Origin of the sequence: Ethanoligenens sp. (assembly GCF_047718355.1) — a bacterium.
GTDB lineage: Bacteria > Bacillota > Clostridia > Oscillospirales > Ethanoligenentaceae > Ethanoligenens.
The window spans coordinates 1-20,607 of record NZ_JBDNLG010000030.1 but is presented as its reverse complement, the minus strand read 5'-3'; the positions used below and the strand labels follow the sequence as shown (position 1 = coordinate 20,607).

General features: G+C 55.5%; 22 protein-coding genes. 21 read left to right on the top strand and 1 reads right to left on the bottom strand.

Translation table 11 applies throughout. The features are described from left to right. Positions 1 to 23: 23 nt before the first annotated feature. The 21 genes from ABF463_RS06450 (at position 24) to ABF463_RS06350 (ending at position 18,658) form a co-directional block, all read left to right on the top strand. Positions 24 to 701, top strand: a complete 678-nt coding sequence (locus ABF463_RS06450) for a site-2 protease family protein (protein ID WP_415532751.1) — start codon at positions 24 to 26, stop codon at positions 699 to 701. 23 nt (positions 702 to 724) lie between these two features. Beyond that, positions 725 to 1,432 (top strand): segregation and condensation protein A, encoded by a 708-nt coding sequence (locus tag ABF463_RS06445; RefSeq protein ID WP_415532750.1) that lies wholly within the window; start codon positions 725 to 727, stop codon positions 1,430 to 1,432. After that, positions 1,423 to 1,971 carry an SMC-Scp complex subunit ScpB gene (gene scpB, locus ABF463_RS06440; RefSeq protein ID WP_415532749.1) on the top strand — a complete coding sequence of 183 codons (549 nt, stop codon included), beginning with the start codon at positions 1,423 to 1,425 and terminating at the stop codon, positions 1,969 to 1,971. Before ABF463_RS06445 ends, scpB begins: the two co-directional genes overlap by 10 nt. Beyond that, on the top strand, positions 1,971 to 2,588 hold the full coding sequence (locus ABF463_RS06435) for a DUF2953 domain-containing protein (RefSeq protein ID WP_415532748.1): 618 nt from the start codon (positions 1,971 to 1,973) through the stop codon (positions 2,586 to 2,588). Before scpB ends, ABF463_RS06435 begins: the two co-directional genes overlap by 1 nt. Continuing rightward, on the top strand, positions 2,585 to 2,995 hold the full coding sequence (gene ytfJ / locus ABF463_RS06430; RefSeq protein ID WP_415532747.1) for a GerW family sporulation protein: 411 nt from the start codon (positions 2,585 to 2,587) through the stop codon (positions 2,993 to 2,995). The genes ABF463_RS06435 and ytfJ overlap by 4 nt, the downstream gene beginning before the upstream one ends. 148 nt (positions 2,996 to 3,143) lie before the next feature. Next, a complete protein-coding gene (locus ABF463_RS06425; protein WP_415532746.1) occupies positions 3,144 to 4,307 on the top strand; it encodes a D-alanyl-D-alanine carboxypeptidase family protein in 1,164 nt (387 codons plus the stop codon). Between the two features lie 99 nt (positions 4,308 to 4,406). Then, complete coding sequence (locus tag ABF463_RS06420; protein WP_415532745.1) at positions 4,407 to 5,138, top strand: pseudouridine synthase; 732 nt, start codon at positions 4,407 to 4,409, stop codon at positions 5,136 to 5,138. Positions 5,139 to 5,328: 190 nt separating this feature from the next. After that, positions 5,329 to 6,207 carry a YicC/YloC family endoribonuclease gene (locus ABF463_RS06415; protein ID WP_415532744.1) on the top strand — a complete coding sequence of 293 codons (879 nt, stop codon included), beginning with the start codon at positions 5,329 to 5,331 and terminating at the stop codon, positions 6,205 to 6,207. Positions 6,208 to 6,318: 111 nt separating this feature from the next. Further along, positions 6,319 to 6,630 carry an extracellular matrix/biofilm regulator RemA gene (gene remA / locus ABF463_RS06410; protein WP_415532743.1) on the top strand — a complete coding sequence of 104 codons (312 nt, stop codon included), beginning with the start codon at positions 6,319 to 6,321 and terminating at the stop codon, positions 6,628 to 6,630. Next, positions 6,617 to 7,219, top strand: coding sequence for a guanylate kinase (gene gmk / locus ABF463_RS06405; RefSeq protein WP_415532742.1), 603 nt, complete (start codon positions 6,617 to 6,619; stop codon positions 7,217 to 7,219). The genes remA and gmk overlap by 14 nt, the downstream gene beginning before the upstream one ends. Before the next feature lie 115 nt (positions 7,220 to 7,334). Further along, complete coding sequence (locus tag ABF463_RS06400) at positions 7,335 to 7,658, top strand: DNA-directed RNA polymerase subunit omega (protein WP_415532741.1); 324 nt, start codon at positions 7,335 to 7,337, stop codon at positions 7,656 to 7,658. Between the two features lie 30 nt (positions 7,659 to 7,688). Next, entirely contained in the window at positions 7,689 to 10,130 is a 2,442-nt protein-coding gene (gene priA / locus ABF463_RS06395) for a primosomal protein N' (RefSeq protein ID WP_415532739.1), read from the top strand. 31 nt (positions 10,131 to 10,161) lie between these two features. After that, positions 10,162 to 10,641 carry a peptide deformylase gene (def, locus tag ABF463_RS06390; RefSeq protein WP_415532738.1) on the top strand — a complete coding sequence of 160 codons (480 nt, stop codon included), beginning with the start codon at positions 10,162 to 10,164 and terminating at the stop codon, positions 10,639 to 10,641. A 114-nt stretch (positions 10,642 to 10,755) separates the two neighbouring features. Continuing rightward, positions 10,756 to 11,685, top strand: coding sequence for a methionyl-tRNA formyltransferase (gene fmt, locus ABF463_RS06385; protein WP_415532737.1), 930 nt, complete (start codon positions 10,756 to 10,758; stop codon positions 11,683 to 11,685). Between the two features lie 3 nt (positions 11,686 to 11,688). Continuing rightward, a complete protein-coding gene (gene rsmB / locus ABF463_RS06380; RefSeq protein ID WP_415532735.1) occupies positions 11,689 to 13,032 on the top strand; it encodes a 16S rRNA (cytosine(967)-C(5))-methyltransferase RsmB in 1,344 nt (447 codons plus the stop codon). A 46-nt stretch (positions 13,033 to 13,078) separates the two neighbouring features. Further along, a complete protein-coding gene (gene rlmN, locus ABF463_RS06375; RefSeq protein ID WP_415532734.1) occupies positions 13,079 to 14,107 on the top strand; it encodes a 23S rRNA (adenine(2503)-C(2))-methyltransferase RlmN in 1,029 nt (342 codons plus the stop codon). A gap of 18 nt (positions 14,108 to 14,125) precedes the next feature. Beyond that, the gene (locus ABF463_RS06370) at positions 14,126 to 14,866 is read left to right on the top strand and encodes a Stp1/IreP family PP2C-type Ser/Thr phosphatase (protein ID WP_415532733.1); all 741 of its coding nucleotides are present in this window, start codon (positions 14,126 to 14,128) and stop codon (positions 14,864 to 14,866) included. Positions 14,867 to 14,871: 5 nt separating this feature from the next. Beyond that, positions 14,872 to 16,842: a Stk1 family PASTA domain-containing Ser/Thr kinase gene (pknB, locus tag ABF463_RS06365; RefSeq protein WP_415532732.1), complete on the top strand. Its 1,971-nt coding sequence runs from the start codon at positions 14,872 to 14,874 to the stop codon at positions 16,840 to 16,842. A gap of 14 nt (positions 16,843 to 16,856) precedes the next feature. Beyond that, on the top strand, positions 16,857 to 17,768 hold the full coding sequence (gene rsgA, locus ABF463_RS06360; protein ID WP_415532731.1) for a ribosome small subunit-dependent GTPase A: 912 nt from the start codon (positions 16,857 to 16,859) through the stop codon (positions 17,766 to 17,768). After that, positions 17,765 to 18,391, top strand: coding sequence for a thiamine diphosphokinase (locus ABF463_RS06355; RefSeq protein WP_415532730.1), 627 nt, complete (start codon positions 17,765 to 17,767; stop codon positions 18,389 to 18,391). The genes rsgA and ABF463_RS06355 overlap by 4 nt, the downstream gene beginning before the upstream one ends. A gap of 123 nt (positions 18,392 to 18,514) precedes the next feature. Next, positions 18,515 to 18,658 (top strand): hypothetical protein, encoded by a 144-nt coding sequence (locus tag ABF463_RS06350; RefSeq protein WP_415532729.1) that lies wholly within the window; start codon positions 18,515 to 18,517, stop codon positions 18,656 to 18,658. 238 nt (positions 18,659 to 18,896) lie between these two features. Here ABF463_RS06350 and ABF463_RS06345 read toward each other — a convergent pair whose 3' ends face one another. Beyond that, positions 18,897 to 20,105 (bottom strand): MFS transporter, encoded by a 1,209-nt coding sequence (locus ABF463_RS06345; protein WP_415532728.1) that lies wholly within the window; start codon positions 20,103 to 20,105, stop codon positions 18,897 to 18,899. Between the last annotated feature and the right edge of the window lie 502 nt (positions 20,106 to 20,607).

Below are 20,607 nucleotides of genomic sequence, written 5' to 3'. Positions count from 1 at the left end.
CCGGCATATAAAAGGAGCGCTCCATGTTCCAGTCGTTGCTGCGTATGGATACGCAATCTATCTTGTCTTATCTAACGGGTTTTCTGTATACGCTGCCGGTTTTGTTCCTTGCGTTCCCCGTGCATGAATGCGCCCATGCCCTTGCCGCCTATGCGCTGGGTGACCGGACGGCGAAATGGCAGGGCAGGCTGACGCTCAATCCGCTCAAACATCTGGACGCGATGGGCACAATCTGTCTGCTGCTGTTCCGGTTCGGCTGGGCAAAGCCGGTTCCGGTCAATCCGAACAATTTTAAAAATCCGCGCGTTGGCATGGCACTTACGTCCATTGCCGGGCCGCTTTCCAATCTGCTGATGGCGTTTGTATCACTGGCATTGCTGCGATTTGCTGTCGATCCGTCTGTTGCGCAGACGACGGGCGGCGTTTCCAGCACCACTTTGAACGTGTTGGTTCAACTGTTGACTGTTTCGGCACAGATCAATGTCGGCTTGTTTATTTTTAATCTCATCCCCGTGCCACCGCTGGATGGCTCCCGTGTGTTGATGCTTTTTCTTTCGCGCGGCGCGGAAGAGGCGCTTTACCGCTATGAGGGCATGATTCAGATGGTCTTGATGGGCGTATTGTTCTTAGGGTTCTTATCCGCCCCTCTGATCCAGGCGGAGCAGGCGCTGCTGGGCGGGATGTGGTCGTTAGTTGCCTGAACGGTGCATAATAAAGGCGATATATGGAAAGACTTACATTTAAGCTCCCGGTTTTCGAGGGACCTCTGGATTTGCTCCTGCATCTGATATCCAAACACAAGCTGGACATCTGCGACATCCCCATCGCGGAACTGCTTACGCAGTACATGGCCTACCTTGATGAGGCCAGCCGGATGGATATGGAATTGACCAGCGCGTTTCTGGAGATGGCATCCCGTCTGGTGCAGATGAAATCTGCCATGCTGCTGCCCAAGCAGGAAAAAGACCCGAGAGAGGAACTGGTGACCGCCCTGCTTGCCTATCAGACTTGCAAAGCGCTTGCTGTGCTGCTAACTGCCAGACGGCGTGAACTCTTTGTGCGCAAGCCGCAGCCGATGCCGCGTGAGCAGACGTACCGACTGCATCATCGCCCTGCGGAACTGGCTGAGGCGTTTTTGCAGGCACGGGGCAAAGTGAAAATAAGGCAGCCCCCCACCGCTGATTCGTTTTCCGGCGTGGTGGTGCGTGCGGCGGCGTCAGTCACCACGCGGGTGCTTCACGTGCTGCGGCGGCTGGTGCGTGGCGGCAACCAGCGTTTTCAGACACTTTTTGTCGATGTGGACAGCCGTTCAGAAGCGGTTGCGACGTTTCTTGCGGTGTTGGAACTGGTACGCGCGGGGCGCGTGCAGGCAAACGACGAAGACGGCGATGAGGTCCTGCTGCTCAAGAGGGGGACAAGTAAATGGAATTGACAGATTTGGCGGCTCTTCAGGCAATCCTGTTTGCAAGCGGGGAGGCGGTGCCGGTGGATCGGCTTGCTGCGGCGCTGGAACTGGACAAGCCTGCCGTTCTCAAGCTGGCGGACGCATTAGAAAAAGCGTTGGCGAAAACGGGTGTCTGCCTGCTGCGGCTGGATACATGTCTTCAGCTTGCCACGCGGGCGGAATACGCGGGGGTGGTGCGCCGGGCGCTGGACATGCGGCGGGACACACCGCTTTCTTCCGCCGCCATGGAGGTGCTGGCTGTGGTGGCCTATCGCCAGCCGGTTACCAAAAGCTATGTGGAGCAGGTGCGCGGAGTGGATTGCGGCGGTGTGCTTTCCAGCCTGACGGCGAAGGGTCTGGTTGAGGAATGCGGGAGGCTGGATGTGCCGGGCCGTCCGATTTTGTATGGAACCACTGCGAATTTCCTGCGCTGTTTTGGCCTATCTTCATTGGAAGAGCTCCCGGATACCGATGGACAGGCGCAGGCGGCGGATCAGTTGCAATGGAGCCTGCGGGGGGAAGCATAATGGGGTGGATAATCCTCTCGGGTGTCGCCGCTTTTCTGATATTCCTCAATCTTTCCCGCGTGCGGCTGCTGGTTTCTTTTCAGGAACAATTCAGCTTTGAGATTCGCTTTTGGTTTTTCCGTGTGCGGCTGCCCAGCGTACCCGCCGCCAAAAAAACCAAACCCCAAAAGAAAAAATCCGCCAAAGAGGGTGGGGCGGCATCCAAACCGGATTTGTCGTTTTTCCTCACGCATTTTTCCGAAGTATATGACCTGCTCAAAAGGCTGGTGGCGGCGACGGGTCGCCGTCTGGTCATGGACGACCTGCTCCTCGACCTGCGTATCCATGAGGAGGACGCCGCCGCGACTGCCATCCGGTATGGGCAAGCGTGTGCGGTGGTGTACACGGCGTATGGATTTCTAAAAAGTGCGCTGCGCGTGCGGCGGCATGATATCCGGGTGATACCTCTGTTTCAAGATGGGGTAACATCGGTGGCGTTTTCTGCCGCGCTTTCCATCAGAATTTTTTCCATCGTTACACTGGCCGTCACACAGGGCGCGGCCATTATCAAAATGATGTTGTCTTTTGTGCGCTCCACGAAGGACACGACTATGCAGAAAGATGGTGCTGTATCATGAGTGAACATCCGATTAAAGGCCTGCTGGACTCAACGTTGCAGAATATTCGCAATCTGGTGGACGTGAATACAATTATCGGCCAACAGATCGTCACGTCCGACGGCACGGTAATTATCCCGGTCTCCAAAGTTTCGCTGGGGTTTGCCTCCGGAGGCTCCGACTTGCCTGCCAAAACCGAAAAGGAGTTGTTCGGCGGCGGCGGCGGTGCGGGCGCGACCATCAACCCGGTGGCCTTTATTGTGATCTCGCAAGGGCAGGTCAAGATGTTGCAGATTACACAAAATTCATCCAGTGCCGACAATGCCATCAGCATGGTGCCGGAACTGATTGACAAGATCGTTTCGCTGTTCAACAAGGACAAAAAGGGCAAGGAGCCTACGGTCGATCAGCCTGCAGCCGGTATCTGAACGGCATTGCTTTAACAGTTTCCATCTGCTTTGAACAGTGGCGCTGTTCCGGTCTTTTTTTCATTTCCCGTCCGTTTCCCGCATATGGTTAGAGGAATCATGTTTTCCGCGCGGCTGCCGACGCCCGCGGTGAAACGCGGAGCGGGGGATGAATGCAGTGGTGAAGAAGTGGGCAGCTTGTCTGATGGTTTTTCTGCTGTTGGGAGCGGTTTGGCCGGTTTCCAGTGCGGCGGCGGTCTCAGCGCGCAGTTATGCACTGGTGGAGCAGACGACCGGACGCGTGATTGCGGGCAGCAATATGGACACGCGTCTGCCAATGGCCAGCACAACCAAGATCATGACCGGCCTGCTTGCCTGCGAATCAGGGCAGCTGGATAAGACGTTCACTGTGCCGCCGGAAGCACTCACGGTGGAGGGTTCGTCTATGGGTTTGCTGCCGGACGAAAAGCTGACCCTGCGGACATTGGTCTACGGTCTGCTGTTGGAGAGCGGCAACGACGCAGCCAACACCATTGCCATGTTGCTGGGCGGCTCTGTAGACGGCTTTGCCGCACAAATGAATGCAAAGGCAAAGGCATTGCAGCTGGGGAATACCCATTTTGCCAACCCGTCCGGACTGGGCGCGGACGGCCACTATACCACTGCACTGGATCTGGCGAGGCTGGGTGCGTATGCAATGAAGAATCCCGACTTTGCGCAGATCGTGGGAACCAAGCGCATCACTGTCTCCTATGACGGCGTTCAGAATGCCCGTACGCTGGTGAATCACAACCGACTGCTGGGCAGCTATGATGGAGAAATTGGCATTAAAACCGGTTTTACGAAGAAAAGTGGGCGCTGCCTGGTTTCCTGCGCGCGGCGCGGCGGTGTGACATTGGTTTTGGCGACGCTGGATGATCCCGATGACTGGCGTGACCATGCTGCCTTGCTTGATCAGGGTTTTTCCGTCTTGCAGGCGCGCCCGCTGCTGACTGCGCCGGTGGAACGGCGGGTGCGTGTGGCGGGCGGTGTGCAGGGCACGGTCGCGGTGCGGTGCGATCCGTCTGTTTCCGCCGCCCTGCGTGCTGATGAAGCGGGAAAGGTTTCAATGCAGGTGCGCCTGCCCGGCAAGGTAAACGCACCTGTGCAAGCGGGACAAAAATTAGGGGAGCTGCGCTTCACGCTGGATGGCAAGGAGATTGCACACGGGGATTTCCTTGCCATTGCGGCTGTGATGAAAGCACCGCCCAAACCAAACCCGTTTGTGTCGTTTTTTGCGACCGTCGGCGGGTTTTTTACCCGTCTTTTCGGTCGGCACATATCCGTTCGATAGGTTTCGATGTGATGCACCCGTCGCAGGCTGTACACTTTTGATATCGTATCGCTTTACCTGAGCATAGAAGCGGGCCACGCCCGCCGAGGAGTTTTATATATGAGTCCAAGAGACATGAGATTGCAGAAATATCTTTCGGAATGCGGGGAGACCTCGCGCCGTAAGGCGGAAGTGTGGATTACTGCCGGGCGCGTAAAAATCAACGGACATCCCGCCCGATTGGGGCAGAGCATCAACCCATCCAGAGATCTGGTGACGGTGGATGGTCGTCCGGTGGCTCCCAGCCCGAAAGTCTACATAGCGCTTAATAAACCGCGCGGATATGTCACGACGCTTAGTGATGAATTGGACAGGCGTTGTGTCGTCGATCTGCTCAAAGGTGTGGAGACGCGCGTCTATCCAATCGGGCGGCTTGACCGGGACAGCGAAGGGCTGTTGCTGCTCACCGACGACGGGGCTTTTGCCAACGCTCTGACCCATCCGCGCCACCACGTGCCGAAAATTTACCATGTGTCGGTGCGGCCGCGCGTTACGGAAGAGCAGGTTTCTCGTTTGCAGACCGGTATCGAAATCGACGGGCGGATAACCGCGCCCGCCAAGGCATCGGTAATCCGCAGCGGCAGTGACCGTTCGGTACTGGAACTGGTTTTGTACGAAGGGCGCAACCGGCAGATTCGACATATGTGCGAAGCACTGAAACTGGAAGTTGCGCGCCTTTCACGGGTGGCGGTGGGCACTGTAAAACTCGGCGGGTTGCGCAGCGGTCAGTGGAGGGAACTGTCGGATAAAGAAGTACGCTCGCTGGAGCGCGCCGCCGGACTGCGCGACTGACGTCTGCATACGAAAATGGGGCAGCAGCTGCCGAAATCATGCGTATGCGCAAGGAAATTGCTGTTTTGGGGGTAAAACCGGACTTGCTTTGTTGACAATCCCACACCAAAAAGTTACAATAAACTGTACGCCCCCTCCCACGCGCTTTGGTGTGGGCTGCGGTTTTGTCAAAGAGTGAAAGTGTGATGTTATGGTCCGGAGTATGACCGGATATGGCCGTGTCCAGCAGACGGTGCGTGGATATCAAATTTTACTGGAAATTAAGGCGGTGAATCACCGCTTTTTTGAGTTTTCTGCCCGTGTGCCGCGGATATACGGCTATCTGGAAGAAAAATTGCGTGCGTATGCACAGCGCATTCTCACACGCGGCAAGGTGGAAGCGTTTCTCACCATTGAACCGGTCGAGGGGGTGAAAACCAGTGTGATGCTCAACGCGCGCTTGGCTGAGAGCTACATAGAGGCGCTTCGCGTATTGCAATCTCAGTTTGGGCTGCGCGATGACATCTCTGTATCTGCCGTGGCGCGCTATGCAGATTTGTTTTCGGTGGAAAAAGTACCGGAAGATGAAGAAGATGTGTGGGAAGCTGTACGCACAGCCGCAGATGAAGCGCTGGACGAATTGGTGCAGATGCGTGAATCTGAAGGTGCGCGCCTGTATGAGGACATTACCGCGCGCGCCGCACATATCCGCACACTGGTGGAACAGGTAGAAGAACGCTCTCCACAGACCGTGACCGAATATCGCGCCCGGCTTGCCATGCATATGCGTGAGGTGCTTGCCGACGCCAAACTGGATGAAAACCGCATTTTGCTGGAAGCCGCTATCTATGCGGACAAAGTTTCGGTGGCGGAAGAGACCGTGCGGCTCAAAAGCCACCTGGTTCAGTTTGCGACCATGCTGAAGGGCAGCGAACCGGTAGGCCGGAAGCTGGATTTTCTGATGCAGGAGATGAACCGGGAAGCCAACACCATCGGCTCCAAGGCATCCGACGTTGCCATCGCCGGCGTCGTGGTGGAAATCAAGGCCGAACTGGAGAAAATACGCGAACAGATTCAAAATATAGAATGAATCAGGGTGGGAATGCCCGCACCTGTTCAATGGGATGTGAACGACATCCGCCGATCATGGAACCGTAAGATGCCGCAGCATCTGCGGAACGTGTGGAGGTTATAAAAACACATGAAGCTTATCAACATCGGATTTGGAAATATGGTGTCGGCCAGCCGGCTTGTGGCCATTGTCAGTCCGGAATCCGCTCCCGTCAAGCGCATCATGCAGGACGCGAAAAAGCGCGGTTCCCTCATCGACGCTACTTATGGGCGACGCACGCGCGCGGTCATCATCACCGACAGCGACCATGTGATTCTCTCAGCCGTACAGCCCGAGACCGTGGCCAATCGGCTTTCAGAGGAGCGCGGCGGTGCCGATGCGGTCGAGACCGATGCGGAAGCGGCAGAAGGGGCGGAAGGGGAACAGGATGAAAACGCCTGAACGCGGTTTGCTGCTGGTGGTTTCCGGGCCATCCGGTTCTGGAAAAGGCACGGTGCTGGAGGCATTGTTTAAACGACGCGCCGGACTTTTTTACTCGGTTTCAGCGACCACGCGCGCACCCCGTCCGGGGGAGGTGTCCGGCGAACAATATTACTTCCTTTCTAAAGAAACATTTGAGCAGGAGATTACACGCGGCAATATGCTCGAATATGCGCGGTACTGCGACAATTATTATGGCTCGCCGCGCGGGCCGGTGGAAGAAAAGCGGGCACAGGGGCTGGATGTGATTCTGGAGATCGAGGTGCAGGGTGCGATGAAAGTCCGCCATAACTGCAGTGATGCCACATTGGTTTTCATTATGCCGCCATCTATTGAAGAACTGGCAAAACGCCTGCGTGGACGCGGAACCGAGAGCGAGGAGGTCGTGCGCAAACGCCTGGAAACGTCCAAGGCGGAGGTTCAGACAGCCGGCGCGTATGACTACATCGTCCTCAATGATGAAGTCGGGCGGGCCGCGCATGATGTGGACTGCATCATCACCGCCGAAAAGCTGCGTTCACAGCGCTATGTGGGTGGGTTTTTGGGATAATTGTCCGATTCCCTGCATGTTTTGTTCGCAGTTGCCGTAAAATGAAGAAAAGAAGGCGTGCTCATAGCCGAACAGCGGCGGAGGCGCGTCTTGCATATATGAAGGGGGCTTTTTTATGTTGAAACTATCTGTCAGTGATATCGTTCGAAATAATGAAAACTGTTATTCTTTTGTCGTCGCGGTGTCCAAACGTGCCCGCCAAATTGCGGAGGAGCAGCGTGAGGAAGAATTTCCTGCGGAAGAAAAGCCAGTGGCGCTCGCAGTAGAGGAATTTGTCGAGGGCAAATTCCACATTCTTCAACCGGATCTCAATGCCCAAGCCGAAGAGGAAGAAGAAGAGAACGCCAAGGAACGCGCCGAGGTGGCTGCCATTGCGCAAATGCGTGCGGAGGAGAAAACGGAGCAGGATAATCATACGGCGGACAAGAGCGCGTCGTAATCCACGCCCACACTGGACAGGAGGTATGCCATGCAAACCCGGACGGTCGCCCTTGTTGCCGTTGAAGGGGTGGCATACCATTTTGATAAATTGTTTTCCTATGCGGTGCCAGACAGGCTGCAACAAGCCGTGCAACTTGGCGCAAGGGTGGTTGTCCCATTCGGGCGCGGCAGCCGCAATAGGCGCGGCATCATCTGTTTGCTGGAACAGCAAGCGGGTAAAAACCTGAAATCACTTGTTTCAGTAGCGGATGGCTTCTCACTGCTGGACACGCAAAGCATTGAACTGGCAGGTTTTATTAAAGCACAGACGTTTTGTACGTTGTATGAAGCGCTGCGCCTGATGCTTCCTGCTGGAGGCGATTTGCGGTTTACCCGCACATATCAAGCAGCAGATGTGCCGCCCGAAACAGTGGCAATGCTTCTTCCGGTTGAACGGCGGGTATTTGATCTGGTTGCAGGCAAGACGGTTGAACGGGGCAAATTGTTGGAGCAGGCAATGCTGCCGGATGATGCGCTGCCAGAGGAACTGGTGCGCCGCGGCTTACTGTTGGCGGCGGATGGCACCACGCAAGCGTCCGGCGCGGGTGAGCAGGTTGCGCGGTTGTCGGTTTCTGAAGCGGAAGCACGGGAATTGATAGCTGGTAAAACGCTTACCACCAAGCGCCGTGCGGTGGTCAAGGCCTTGCTTGATGCGGGCGAAGCGCCGGTGCCTGTCGTCTGCTATACTGCGGGTGTGACACGCGCCGTGGTACGCACTCTTGAAAAACAGGGTGTGCTCGCCGTATATGAACGGCGGGTGTTCCGCAGCCCTTTGCGTCAGACCGCACCGCATACCGAGCGGCCGGTGCTTTCAGAAGACCAGCAGCGGGTCTATGAAAGCCTGCTCACGCGGTATCAGCAGGGTGCGTCGGCGGCATTGCTCTACGGCGTTACCGGCAGCGGTAAAACGCAGGTGTTTCTGCGTCTGATTGAAGACGTCCGCGCGGATGGGCGGGATGTAATCGTACTTGTACCAGAGATTGCGCTCACGCCGCAGGCCGTCGCCCGGTTTTATGCGCGCTTCGGAGAGGATATCGCGGTGCTGCACAGCGGGCTTTCCACCGGCGAACGGATGGATGAGTGGCAACGTGTAAAAGACGGCAGGGCGCATGTTGTGGTGGGCACCCGTTCGGCGGTGTTTGCACCGGTCGCTCATCTGGGTGCGATTATCATGGATGAGGAGCAGGAGCATACCTACAAGTCCGAGTCTTCTCCGCGTTATCATGCACGGGATGTAGCGCGGTTTCGATGTGCCAAAAGCGGGGCGCTGCTGCTGCTTGCCTCGGCGACGCCGTCCTGTGAAAGCTTTTTTGCCGCCCGGAAAGGCCGGTACGCCTTGCTTGAACTGCCGGCTCGTTATGGGAGCGGGCATCTGCCCTCTGTGATTACCGTGGATATGAAAGAGGAATTGGCCGACGGAAACGACGGTCCCCTTAGCCGTACGCTGGTGCGGGAACTGCGGCGAAACCTTGAGAACGGCGAGCAGTCTATCCTTTTGCTTAACCGGCGTGGTTTCAACACATTTGTTTCCTGTCCCGCGTGCGGGCATGTGTTTACCTGTCCGCATTGCAGCATCGCGCTCACTTATCACAGCGCGAACGGACAGATGATGTGCCATTACTGCGGGCACACCGCACCCCGCCCGACAGTTTGCCCTTCGTGCGGCAGCGGAATGGTGCGGTTTTCGGGATCAGGTACACAAAAAGCAGAGCGGCTTTTGGCGGAAACTTTTCCACAGGCACGCATCCTGCGGATGGACATGGACACCACAGCGGGCAAATTCGCGCACGAACGTCTATTTGGTGCATTTGGCAGAGGCGAGTACGATATGCTCGTCGGCACACAGATGGTTGCCAAAGGGTTGGATTTCCCCAACGTGACGCTGGTGGGGGTGCTGTCTGCCGATCAGTCGCTTTATACCGGCGATTACCGCGCGTCAGAACGGACGTTTTCATTGCTCACCCAGGTGGTTGGGCGTGCGGGGAGGGGACGGCTTTCCGGGCGGGCGGTTATTCAAACCCAAACACCGGAGAACGAAACCATCCGGCTTGCTGCCGCACAGAACTACGAGGCATTCTATCTGCGCGAGATGGAGCTGCGGCGTGCATTGCTCTATCCACCATTTTGCGATATCTGTGAGATCGGCTTTATCGGTGGAGAAGAGTCTGCGGTGCAGGCACAGGCGCAGGCATTCTTGGAACGTCTGCGAAGGGCGCTGTCCGCATCCGGCCTGCCTGTGCGGGTACTGGGACCATCGCCTGCGGCGGTGGTCAAAATCAAGAATCGCTATCGATACAAGATTATTATCAAGTGTAAAAATGACCGCCGCCTGCGCGCGCTGGTGTCCGATCTTTTAATTGAATTTGGAAAACAGAAACAGGCGAAGGGCACGTCTGTGTTTGCGGATATCAATCCGCTTGGCAGTGTCTGACGCGTTGAGTGGCTGCTTGGAGGAAAACGGAATGGCAATTCGGAAAATTGTGACCGTCGGAGACGATGTGCTCCGCAAAAAATGCCGCGAAGTAACGGCATTTGATAAAAAGTTGCAGCAATTGCTGGACGACATGCGGGATACCCTCATCCGCGCGGATGGTGTGGGACTGGCCGCGCCGCAGGTGGGTATCCTTAAGCGTGTGGTGGTCGTGCGGATTGGGGACGACTTTGTGGATTTGGTTAACCCGAAGATCATTGCAAAAGAGGGCGAGCAGCAGGAGCTTGAGGGCTGCCTGTCCATCCCCGGTAAGTGGGGTATTACAAAGCGGCCGGCCAAGGTGACGGTGCGCGCGCAGAATCGTCATGGACAGTATTATGAAAAAACCGGCGAGGAACTGATTGCGCGCGCATTTTGCCATGAGCTTGACCATTTGGACGGTGTACTGTATACCGATCACGCCATCCGCATCCTCACGCAGGAGGAATTGAAAAAAGAACAAGAGGGATAATGGCCTGCTCCATTTCACGCGATATCCCATTGGGTGGGATAGACCTTATTTTAAAATAATAAGCGCATTGTCTGCTTTTTTAAAATGAGGCTGGTCCAAAACGGAGGATTTGACATGCGTATCGTATTCATGGGCACACCGGATTTTGCGGTGGAAACCTTCAAGCGTATCGTGGCCGACGGGCACGAGATCTGCGGCGTGTTTACCCAGCCGGATAAACCGCAGGGGCGAAAAATGCGCCTGACACCTCCGCCGGTCAAGTTGGCCGCAGAGGAGATCGAAGCGACTGTTTTCCAACCTGTCACCTTGAAAGACCCGGCCGTGCAGCATACCATTTTCAAACTGGCGCCGCAGGTGATCATGGTGGTGGCTTATGGGCAGATTTTACCCGAGGCGGTGCTGAATATTCCAGCGCTTGGCTGTATTAATCTGCACGCATCGCTGCTGCCGCGCTACCGGGGCGCTGCGCCCATTCAATGGGCCGTCATCAACGGGGAACTTGAAACCGGTGTGACCACGATGCATATGGCAAAAGGGTTGGATACCGGCGACATGATTCTTAAAAGGACGGTGCCTATTGGCGAAAACGAGACCTATGGCGAGCTGCATGACAAACTAATGCGGGTGGGTGCGCGGTTGGTTTCGGAAACCCTGCCGCTGCTCGAAAGCGGTAACGCCCCCCGTGAAGCACAGGATGATGCGCTGTCCTCCTATGCGCCGCGTATCACACGCGAGACGGGCCTTCTGGATTTTGCAGAGCCGGCGAGAGCGGTGCATAATCTTGTGCGCGGCCTATCTCCCGCCCCCGGTGCGTATACTGTTTTTCATGGAAAAGCGTTGAAAATATGGGAGACGCAGCTTGCGGGTGCGCGGGATGGGCATCCGGGCGAGGTGTTTGCCGGCGAAAAGACGCTGGATGTGTGTTGTGGAGATGGACGCTGTGTGCGGGTGCTGCAAGTGCAGGAGCAGGGTGGAAAGCGGATGGATACCGCCCTTTACCTGCGTGGTCACCGCCTGCTTCCCGGCGAGCGGATGGGGGCATAGGATATGGCTCAGGCACGTGAAATTGCGCTTTCGGTGCTGCTGCGGATGGAAAAAGACGGTTCTTATTCTAATTTGCTGCTTGATACCGCACTGGAGAAAGCGGCTTTGCCTCGGCGGGACGCTGCACTGGCTACTGCGTTGGTTTATGGTGTAATCGCACGGCGCATCACATTGGACTATTGGCTGGAATCCGCCGCAAAACGCCCCGTGGAGAAAATGCAGCCCGCACTGCGCAATTTGTTGCGGCTTGGCGCGTATCAGCTTTGCTTTATGGACAAAATACCGGCAAGGGCAGCGGTCAATGAGGCGGTGCAGCTGACTAAAAAACACCATCTTGGACATGCGACCGGATTTGTCAACGGCGTATTGCGCGGCCTTTCCAGACAGGTGGACAACTTGCCGTTTCCCGCGCCGGACGCGGATAATCTTCATGCGCTGGAAGTGCAGTATTCCTGCCCGCGCGCGCTGATTATATTCTGGCAGCGTGCTTATGGCGCGGAGCGCACACTGGAGATATTGCAGCAGATCAATGCTGTTCCGCCGCTGGCTGTGCGGGTGAACACGCTGCGCACGACTCCCGAAGCACTCATCGCAGAACTGACGGAACAGGGCGTACAGGCCAAACTGTCAACAGTCGTGCCGAATGCGCTGCTGCTTACCCACGCGGCTGACCTGCGCGGACTGCCCGCGTTTTCCGACGGGCGTTTTTTTGTGCAGGATCTTGCGTCGCAGATGGCCTGTGCAGTGCTTGACCCACAGCCCGGTGAAACGGTGTATGACCTGTGCGCCGCGCCGGGCGGTAAAAGCTTCACGATGGCACTGCGGATGAACGGCAAAGGGACGGTACGTGCATTCGACCTGCATTCGCACCGTGTCCGTCTCATTGAGGAGGGTGCGAAGCGGCTGGGGCTTTCAGATATTGTGGAGGCTACCGTGCGGGACGCTTCCGTCCAGAATATTGACGGGCAGGACGCCACCTCACCGACCGGCGCGGCGCTCCCCGCGGCTGACCGTGTGCTTTGCGATGTACCCTGTTCCGGACTGGGTGTTATCCGGCGAAAACCTGAAATCCGGTATAAAAATCCGGAAACATTTGACGGACTGCCTGATTTACAGTATCATATACTTTGTAATGGCGCAGCACATCTCAAACCGGGCGGCACAGTCGTTTACTCGACCTGTGCGCTCAACCCGGCGGAAAATGAGGCGGTTGTCCGCCGTTTTCTGGATGGGCATCCCGCGTTTGTATCGCTTCCGTTCCCCGGTGCGCCGACGGGCAGTGTGACACTGTTCCCGCAGGCAGACGGGGCAGACGGATTTTTCATTGCAAAACTGTCCCGACGGTAATACGTCGGCCAGGGCTGCACACTGCGACTGGGTAAAGGCGAAACCGATGGATGGAAAACACGATCTGAAATCAATGGATATCAAAGAACTCGGTGCTTTTTTCCAAACACTCGGTGCGCCGTCCTATAAGGCAAAGCAGGTTTTCGCATGGCTGCACCGCGGAGTCGTTTCTTTTGATGAAATGACTGATCAGTCCAAGGCGTTTCGCGCTATTTTATCGGAACAGGCATATATTTCATGTCCGAAAATCGTCCGTAAACTGGAGTCGAAACTCGACGACACCGTCAAATACCTCTTTGAATTGGCGGACGGAGAATGCGTTGAAACGGTGCTGATGCGGTATGCATATGGCGATTCCGTCTGTATTTCCACACAGGCTGGGTGCCGGATGGGCTGCGGTTTCTGCGCTTCCACCATCGGTGGACTGCACCGTTCGCTCCTGCCTTCCGAAATGCTCGACCAGATTCTTGCCGCCATGCGTGATTCCGGGCGCAAAGTATCCCATGTGGTACTGATGGGTATCGGCGAGCCGCTTGACAATTATGATAATGTAGTCAGATTTTTGCACCTGCTTTCCTGCAAAGGCGGGCTCAATATGGGCTTACGCCATGTGTCCCTCTCAACCTGCGGGCTGGTGGATCGGATCTACCGGCTGATGGAGCTGAAATTGCAGCTGACACTTTCGGTATCGCTGCACGCGCCAAACGACACGATTCGTTCCTCCATTATGCCGGTAAACCGTAAATGGGGCGTTGAGACGCTCCTCACCGCCTGTCGGGATTATATAAATGCGACCGGTAGGCGTATTTCATTTGAATACGCCATGATCGACGGGGTGAACGATACGCCTGCGTGTGCCCAAGAACTGGCGGAACGCCTGCGCGGAATGCTCTGCCACGTCAACTTGATACCGGCCAATCCCGTGAAAGAAAGAAGTTATCAAAAAAGCCCGGCTGAAAAAGTGGAGCGGTTTCGCCGCATCCTTGCGGGATTCGGGCTGACGGTCACCGTGCGGCGCACACTGGGCGCCGATATCCAGGCTTCCTGCGGGCAGCTCAGGCAGGCCGCGCGGTGACAAAAGGGAGGGACACCTTTGTTGCAGATTATCGGCAAAACAGATGTCGGGAAAGTGCGCAAAACGAATCAGGATGACTACGCATATGGCTATTTGCCAGACGGTGCGGTGTGGGCCGTTGTCTGCGATGGCATGGGCGGTGCAAACGGCGGCAGCGTAGCCAGCAGTATGGCGGTGCGTGCAATCACGGACAGTATACAGAAGCAATACACCGGACAGGCGGATGCCGCGTCGGTGAGAGCGTTGCTGTTTGACGCGCTTTCGGATGCCAACACACAGGTACATGTAAAGGCACGTCAGGACATTTCCTTATACGGCATGGGTACCACGGTGGTCGCCTGCATTGCGACCGCCGATGTGTTGTTTGTGGCACACGCGGGGGACAGCCGTGCCTATTTATTGGACGCGCAGGCCACACAGCTCACGCGCGACCATTCAGTTGTGCAGGAGATGGTGGAAAGCGGCCAGCTCACCGCGGAAGAAGCGCGCAATCACCCCAATAAAAATATCATCACGCGCGCGCTGGGTGTGGAACCATCGCTGAAGATTGATTTCGGCGAACATGCGTTTCCCAAAGGCGCGGGTGTTTTGCTTTGCTCGGATGGGCTTTCCAACCTCGTGGAGGATGAAACGTTCGTGCAGGCGATGCGCGAGGACCTGGAGGGGGCGGCCGAAAAATTGACGGCCCTTGCAAATGAAAAAGGCGGCACAGATAATATAACGGTGGTCATGATCGTCAACAGATGCGACCAGGAGTGAAATGGATGGATAACATGATCGGCAGAAAGTTGGACGGCAGATATGCCATACAGGAAGTCATCGGCGTAGGTGGCATGGCGATTGTTTACAAAGCCTACGATGAGATCGACGACCGGGTGGTTGCAGTTAAGGTGCTCAAAGACGAATATCTGTCCAATGATGATTTCAAACGCCGGTTCAAAAATGAATCCAAGGCCATCGCCATGCTGTCCCACCCCAATATTGTGCAGGTGTATGACGTGAGTCTGGACGAGCGTCTGCAATATATCGTGATGGAGTATGTGGACGGCATCACGCTCAAAGAATACATCGATCAGCAGCATGTTCTTACATGGAAAGAAGCCGTCCATTTCACGATGCAGATTCTGCGCGCACTTCAGCATGCGCACGAAAAGGGCATCATCCATCGTGATATCAAACCGCAGAATATCATGATGCTGGAGGACGGCACCATTAAAGTAGCGGACTTCGGCATTGCGCGAATGGTCGACAGCGAGACACGCACGATGACCGATAAGGCCATTGGTTCGGTGCATTATATCAGTCCGGAGCAGGCCAGCGGCAGCCGGACGGATGAAAAATCGGACATCTATTCGCTGGGTGTGATGCTGTATGAAATGTTGACCGGCAAATTGCCGTTTGAATCGGATAACGCGGTGTCGGTCGCCATCATGCAGATGCAGACTAAGCCACGTCGTCCACGTGACCTCAACCCCGATATTCCGGAGGGGCTTGAGGAGATCACACTGCGCGCCATGCAAAAGGAGCCGTCCAGCCGATATGCTTCGGCAGCGATCATGATGGCAGATATCAATGCATTCAAGCAGAACCCCAGCATTCATTTTGCATACAAGTATTTTGTGGACAACAGCCCCACCAAATATTATGACGCGGTGAAAAAAGTCAAGGGCGAGTCGGAAGCGGAAAAGCAGCCGGAGCGTGTTGTGCGAGAGAAACCCGATAAAAAGAAAAACAAAACATATATCAGCTTGCTTTCCAAAATTACCATTGTGCTGGTCATAGTCGTGGCGGTCATCGCCGTTATCATGATGTATATGCTCGATATCATCCCGCATGGCTCCACACCGGATATCAAGGTGCCGAATTTAGTGGGGCAGCAGTATGATGCGATGGTTCAACAGTATGGGAGAACGTTTCAGATTACCAAATCCAACACGCAGTATGACAATACCGCACCGTCCGGGCAGATTCTGAGTCAAACGCCCGTGGCGAACACCTCGGTCAAGAAGAATGCGAAAATTTCAGTTGTGGTCAGTTTGGGTGCCAAACAGGTATCTGTGCCGGATGTAACCAATCAGGCACAGAGTGACGCGGTGGCACAGCTCACCGCATCCGGCTTGCTCTACACGATTCAGAATATCAACGATAATAGTGTGGCAAAGGGGTCGGTGGTCAAAACCGATCCGGCAGCGGGCACACAGGTTAATTCCGGCTCAAGTGTGACGCTGTATATCAGCCTTGGGCCTGCCGTTACCTATGTCACGGTGCCGAATGTGGTTGGACAACCGCAAGATGCAGCTAAGACCGCATTGGAGAATGCCGGGTTGAAACTGGGCTCCGTAACGACTCAAAGCAGTGCGACGGTCGCTTCCGGAATGGTGGTTTCGCAGGATCAGAAAGCGAATGCACAGGTGGCGCAGAATACCGTAGTCAATCTGGTGGTGAGCAGCGGTGCGCCGACGGCGCCTAATGTGGTCGGCGAGAACGTGAGCAAGGCAACGAGTGACCTTCAAAACGGTGGGTATGTGCTTGGAAATGTGACGTATGCTAACAGCGGTTCCGTGGCGCAAGGTAATGTCATCAGCCAGCAGACAGAGCCGGATAATAAGCATGTGGATTTGGTAGTAAGCCTCGGGGCGACCCCCAGCAGTTTGCCTAGCAGCAGCTCTTCAAGCAACACAACTCCTCCCTCAAGCAGCAGCCTCCCTTCCTCAAGCAGTGGTTCTAGCCATTGAAGGAATCGTATACGATGGAAGAAGTCTATGAGGGGCTGATTGTTCGCGCGACAGCCGGGTTTTATTACGTGCGGGATACGGAACGGGTCGTGGCCTGCCGGGCGCGCGGCATTTTCCGCAAAGAAAAAAAGACGCCGCTGGTGGGCGACCATGTACGCTTTTCCCTGCAAGACGTAAAAGAGGGGGAGGGTACGGTGGAAGAAATTCTACCGCGCCGTAACGCGCTTGTCCGCCCGCCGCTCGCTAATTTGGATAAATTGTTTATTGTTTCCGCCGCCGCTTCTCCGCCTCCGGATACGTTTGCCATTGATAAATTGTCGGCACTGGCCGAAATCGTTGGTATTGAGCCGGTTTTGGTATTCACTAAATGCGATCTGGCGCCGGTGGGTGAATTGGTGGCGCTTTACCGCAAGGCGGGTTTTCTATCCTTTGCGGTTTCCAATGTGAGCGGGCAAGGGTCGGAAGCAGTGCGTGATGCGCTCGACGGCGTGTGTGCGTTCACGGGCAATTCCGGCGTGGGCAAATCAAGTTTGCTCAACAGTATTGCGCCGGGTCTGGCGTTGCAGGTGGGCGCTGTCAGCGATCGGCTGGGACGCGGACGCCATACCACCCGTATCGTGGAACTGTTTCGTTTGGCGGACTGCGGTATCCCAAGAGAAGGATATGTGGCAGACACGCCGGGTTTTTCCGCGCTGGATGTCGCGGGGGCGGTGCTTATCCGTAAAGAGCAGCTGCCATATGCATTTCGGGAGTTTGCCCCTTATCTGGCCGACTGCCGGTATCGTGGGTGCGCGCATGTGCGGGAGGACGGCTGTGCCGTGCGCACGGCGGTGGAGCGCGGCGAAATCGCACCTTCACGCCATGCAAGCTATTGTGCCATGTACGAATCAGTGAAAGACATAAAGGACTGGGAATTGAACAAATGAACAGATGCCTGTTGATCGCGGCAGGGCCGATGCGGGATATCCCTGCCCTGCAAAAACGGGTGTTGCCGGATGATTTTATCCTTTGCGCGGATGGTGGGGCAGACAATGCGCGACTTCTGGGTGTGCGCCCGCAGCTCGTGCTGGGCGATCTGGACTCGGTGAGGCAGCTGCCTGCCGGAATACCCACAGAACGCTTTCCGCCCGAAAAGGACGATACTGACACCATGTTGGCGCTTAAACGTGCGCTTGAAATGGGGTATCGTTCTTTTTTGTTGTTGGGTGCATGGGGCGGCCGCCCTGACCATGCGTATGCAAACCTGTGCGCACTGCTCTACTTGGCGGCGCATGGGGCGGCGGGTATGATTGCAGACGGTGACACGGAAATCTATATGGTGAAGGATGGCGCGTTGCAGCTGCCAAAACGGGCTGAGTATTATGTATCGGTGTTTCCGTTTGACGGGCCGGCGGAGGGCGTGACTGAAACGGGAATGCAATATGGGCTGGATAACGCTTACCTGCAAACTGCCGACCCCATCGGCGTGAGCAATGCATTCCTTGAGGAACAAGCAGTGATCTCGGTGAAACGGGGGACGCTGTTGATTTTTTTGTGTCGAAAAGAGTGATTTCTTTGCCGGATAGGAACCCTTTTCATACGGATGCATAGATTGGTAGTGACGGCAGGGCATAGCCGCAATAAAAGGAGCCATGCCACCACCATACGCCGTCTGATTGAGATGTGAGTCACGATGTTTGGGCGGCATAAAAAGGCGCTGGCGGCGGTTTTTCTGGGCGTGGGCGTGCTGATGGCTTGTACGCTGCCCGCTTGTCTTATCATTGTACTGCTGGCAATTGCCTTGATTGTGGTAGGCATTTTTTGCTCGAAATGCTGATTTGCTTTACGCCATGAAGATGCGGAGGAATTGGTATGAAGATCGTCGTTTGGAAAAGTCCCAGTTTTTTAAAAGGGCTGCTGCGTCTGCTTTTTGGAATCAAACAGGGAGAATAAACTGTTTGTATACACAAAAAGCAACTATCAGTGTAGTCCGGCAGAGCGAGAGCCGAGAACCCATGTGAGTTCCCGGCTCTCGCTCTGTTATAAAATATGCTGCGGTCATTTACAGCAAGCTATTAAGGGAGTGGAGACCGGTTCGAGCGGGATAGCCATTTCCATGGCTGACAAGCGACAAAGAACGCGGCGATGAGCAGCAGAGTGATGTAACTGCACAGGCCCTGCCAACCGGACCGGCTGAGAAATACACCGCCGGACCAGCCCACCAGGCTGGAACCGGTATAGTAAAAGAGCAAATAAAACGAGGCGGCCTGACCCTTACAGCTTCGTTCTGCAAGCAGACCTGTCCATCCGCTGGCGACGGCGTGCCCCGCCATAAAACCAAAAGAAACCAGCGCGACCCCCAAAATTTTGATGATGAGAGAGGGACACAAGGTCAAAAGAACACCTGCAATAAAAACGGCAAATGTGAGCGCAATCACGTTCCGGCGCGGATAGCGGTCGGCCATCTGCCCAAACAGCACCGAGCTGAAAATGCCGCAGAGATTGACGGCAAATAGAAAACCGAACACTGTTTGGCTGAGGTTGTAGGGCGGTTTCATCAATGGGTAACCGATGTAGTCTAAAATGGCGATATACCCGCCCATCAGCAGGAAACCCGTGATGTACATGGGCCAGAGGCGTGGATTGCACAATGTCTTTTTTACAGTCTCCAACCAGTGCGCCACCGATATACGGTGTTTTGTAAAATTGCGGGAATCCGGCAGGAACAGCCAAAACCACAGTGCTCCGGCAAGACTGACCGCTCCTTGTATGAGAAATGCAATATGCCAGTTGGTATGGTCGGTCAGGATGCCGATGATGAGCCGCCCCGTCAGTCCGCCGACTGCCGTACCTGCCACATAGTAGCCGATGACCCTGCCGATATCGCGCGGCGAAAATTCTTCATTTAAGTAGGCCATGGCGATGGACGGGAATCCGGCGATAGCGATGCCCTCCAGAAGCCGAATGACTAAAAAAGCGGAGAAATTCTGTAAAAATGCGGATATGATCGTCATGCCGGAGGTGAGTACCAGTGAAACGCTCATAAAGCGTTTGCGATCAAATCCACCCGCCAGCAATGTAACAAAAAGCAGGCTGACTGCCAGTGAAACAGTGGTTAATGAAATAGATAGGCTGGCTGTCGCAGGCGGTATATGGTATTCCTGTGAGTAGAGGCTGATGAGCGGCTGCGGACTGTACATAATGGCGTAGGTGATGGTGCTGCCCACCAGTACGCTCAAAGAGGCGTGACGTGCCTCTTTGGTGCCGGTCTGTATGTATTGCAAGGTATGTCATCTCACTTATTGGTCCGTGGTTCAAACCAGTGGACGCTATTTTATCCGCACATCCTGCATGATAGGGTGTCTCTGTCAGATCATCCGACAGATATGCCCCGGAATGTGCGGCTGCTAATTTCGCATCGAGGCAGGACGGACGCCTTTGCCGACGGCTGTATCCTAATGCAAAAGAGGACCCGTGCCCTAAAAATCGGTGGCTTCTGTCATTTTAACCTGTTCACACAAATATTTCAAGTAGAGACAGTTGTGGGATGCGGCGACCATTGTCCATTCATGTAGTCAGCGCATAGAATGTACAGAGGTGTATCAATATGCGCAGACCATTCATTTGGTGGTGGTTTCCTCCGCATCGTCCATGGCCGCCCGCACCACCACGACCACCCGGACCGCCGCGTCCACCCAGGCCACCGCGTCCGCCCGGACCGCCGCGTCCACCCAGGCCACCGCATCCACCCAGACCACCGTATCCGCCCAGACCACCGCGCCCACC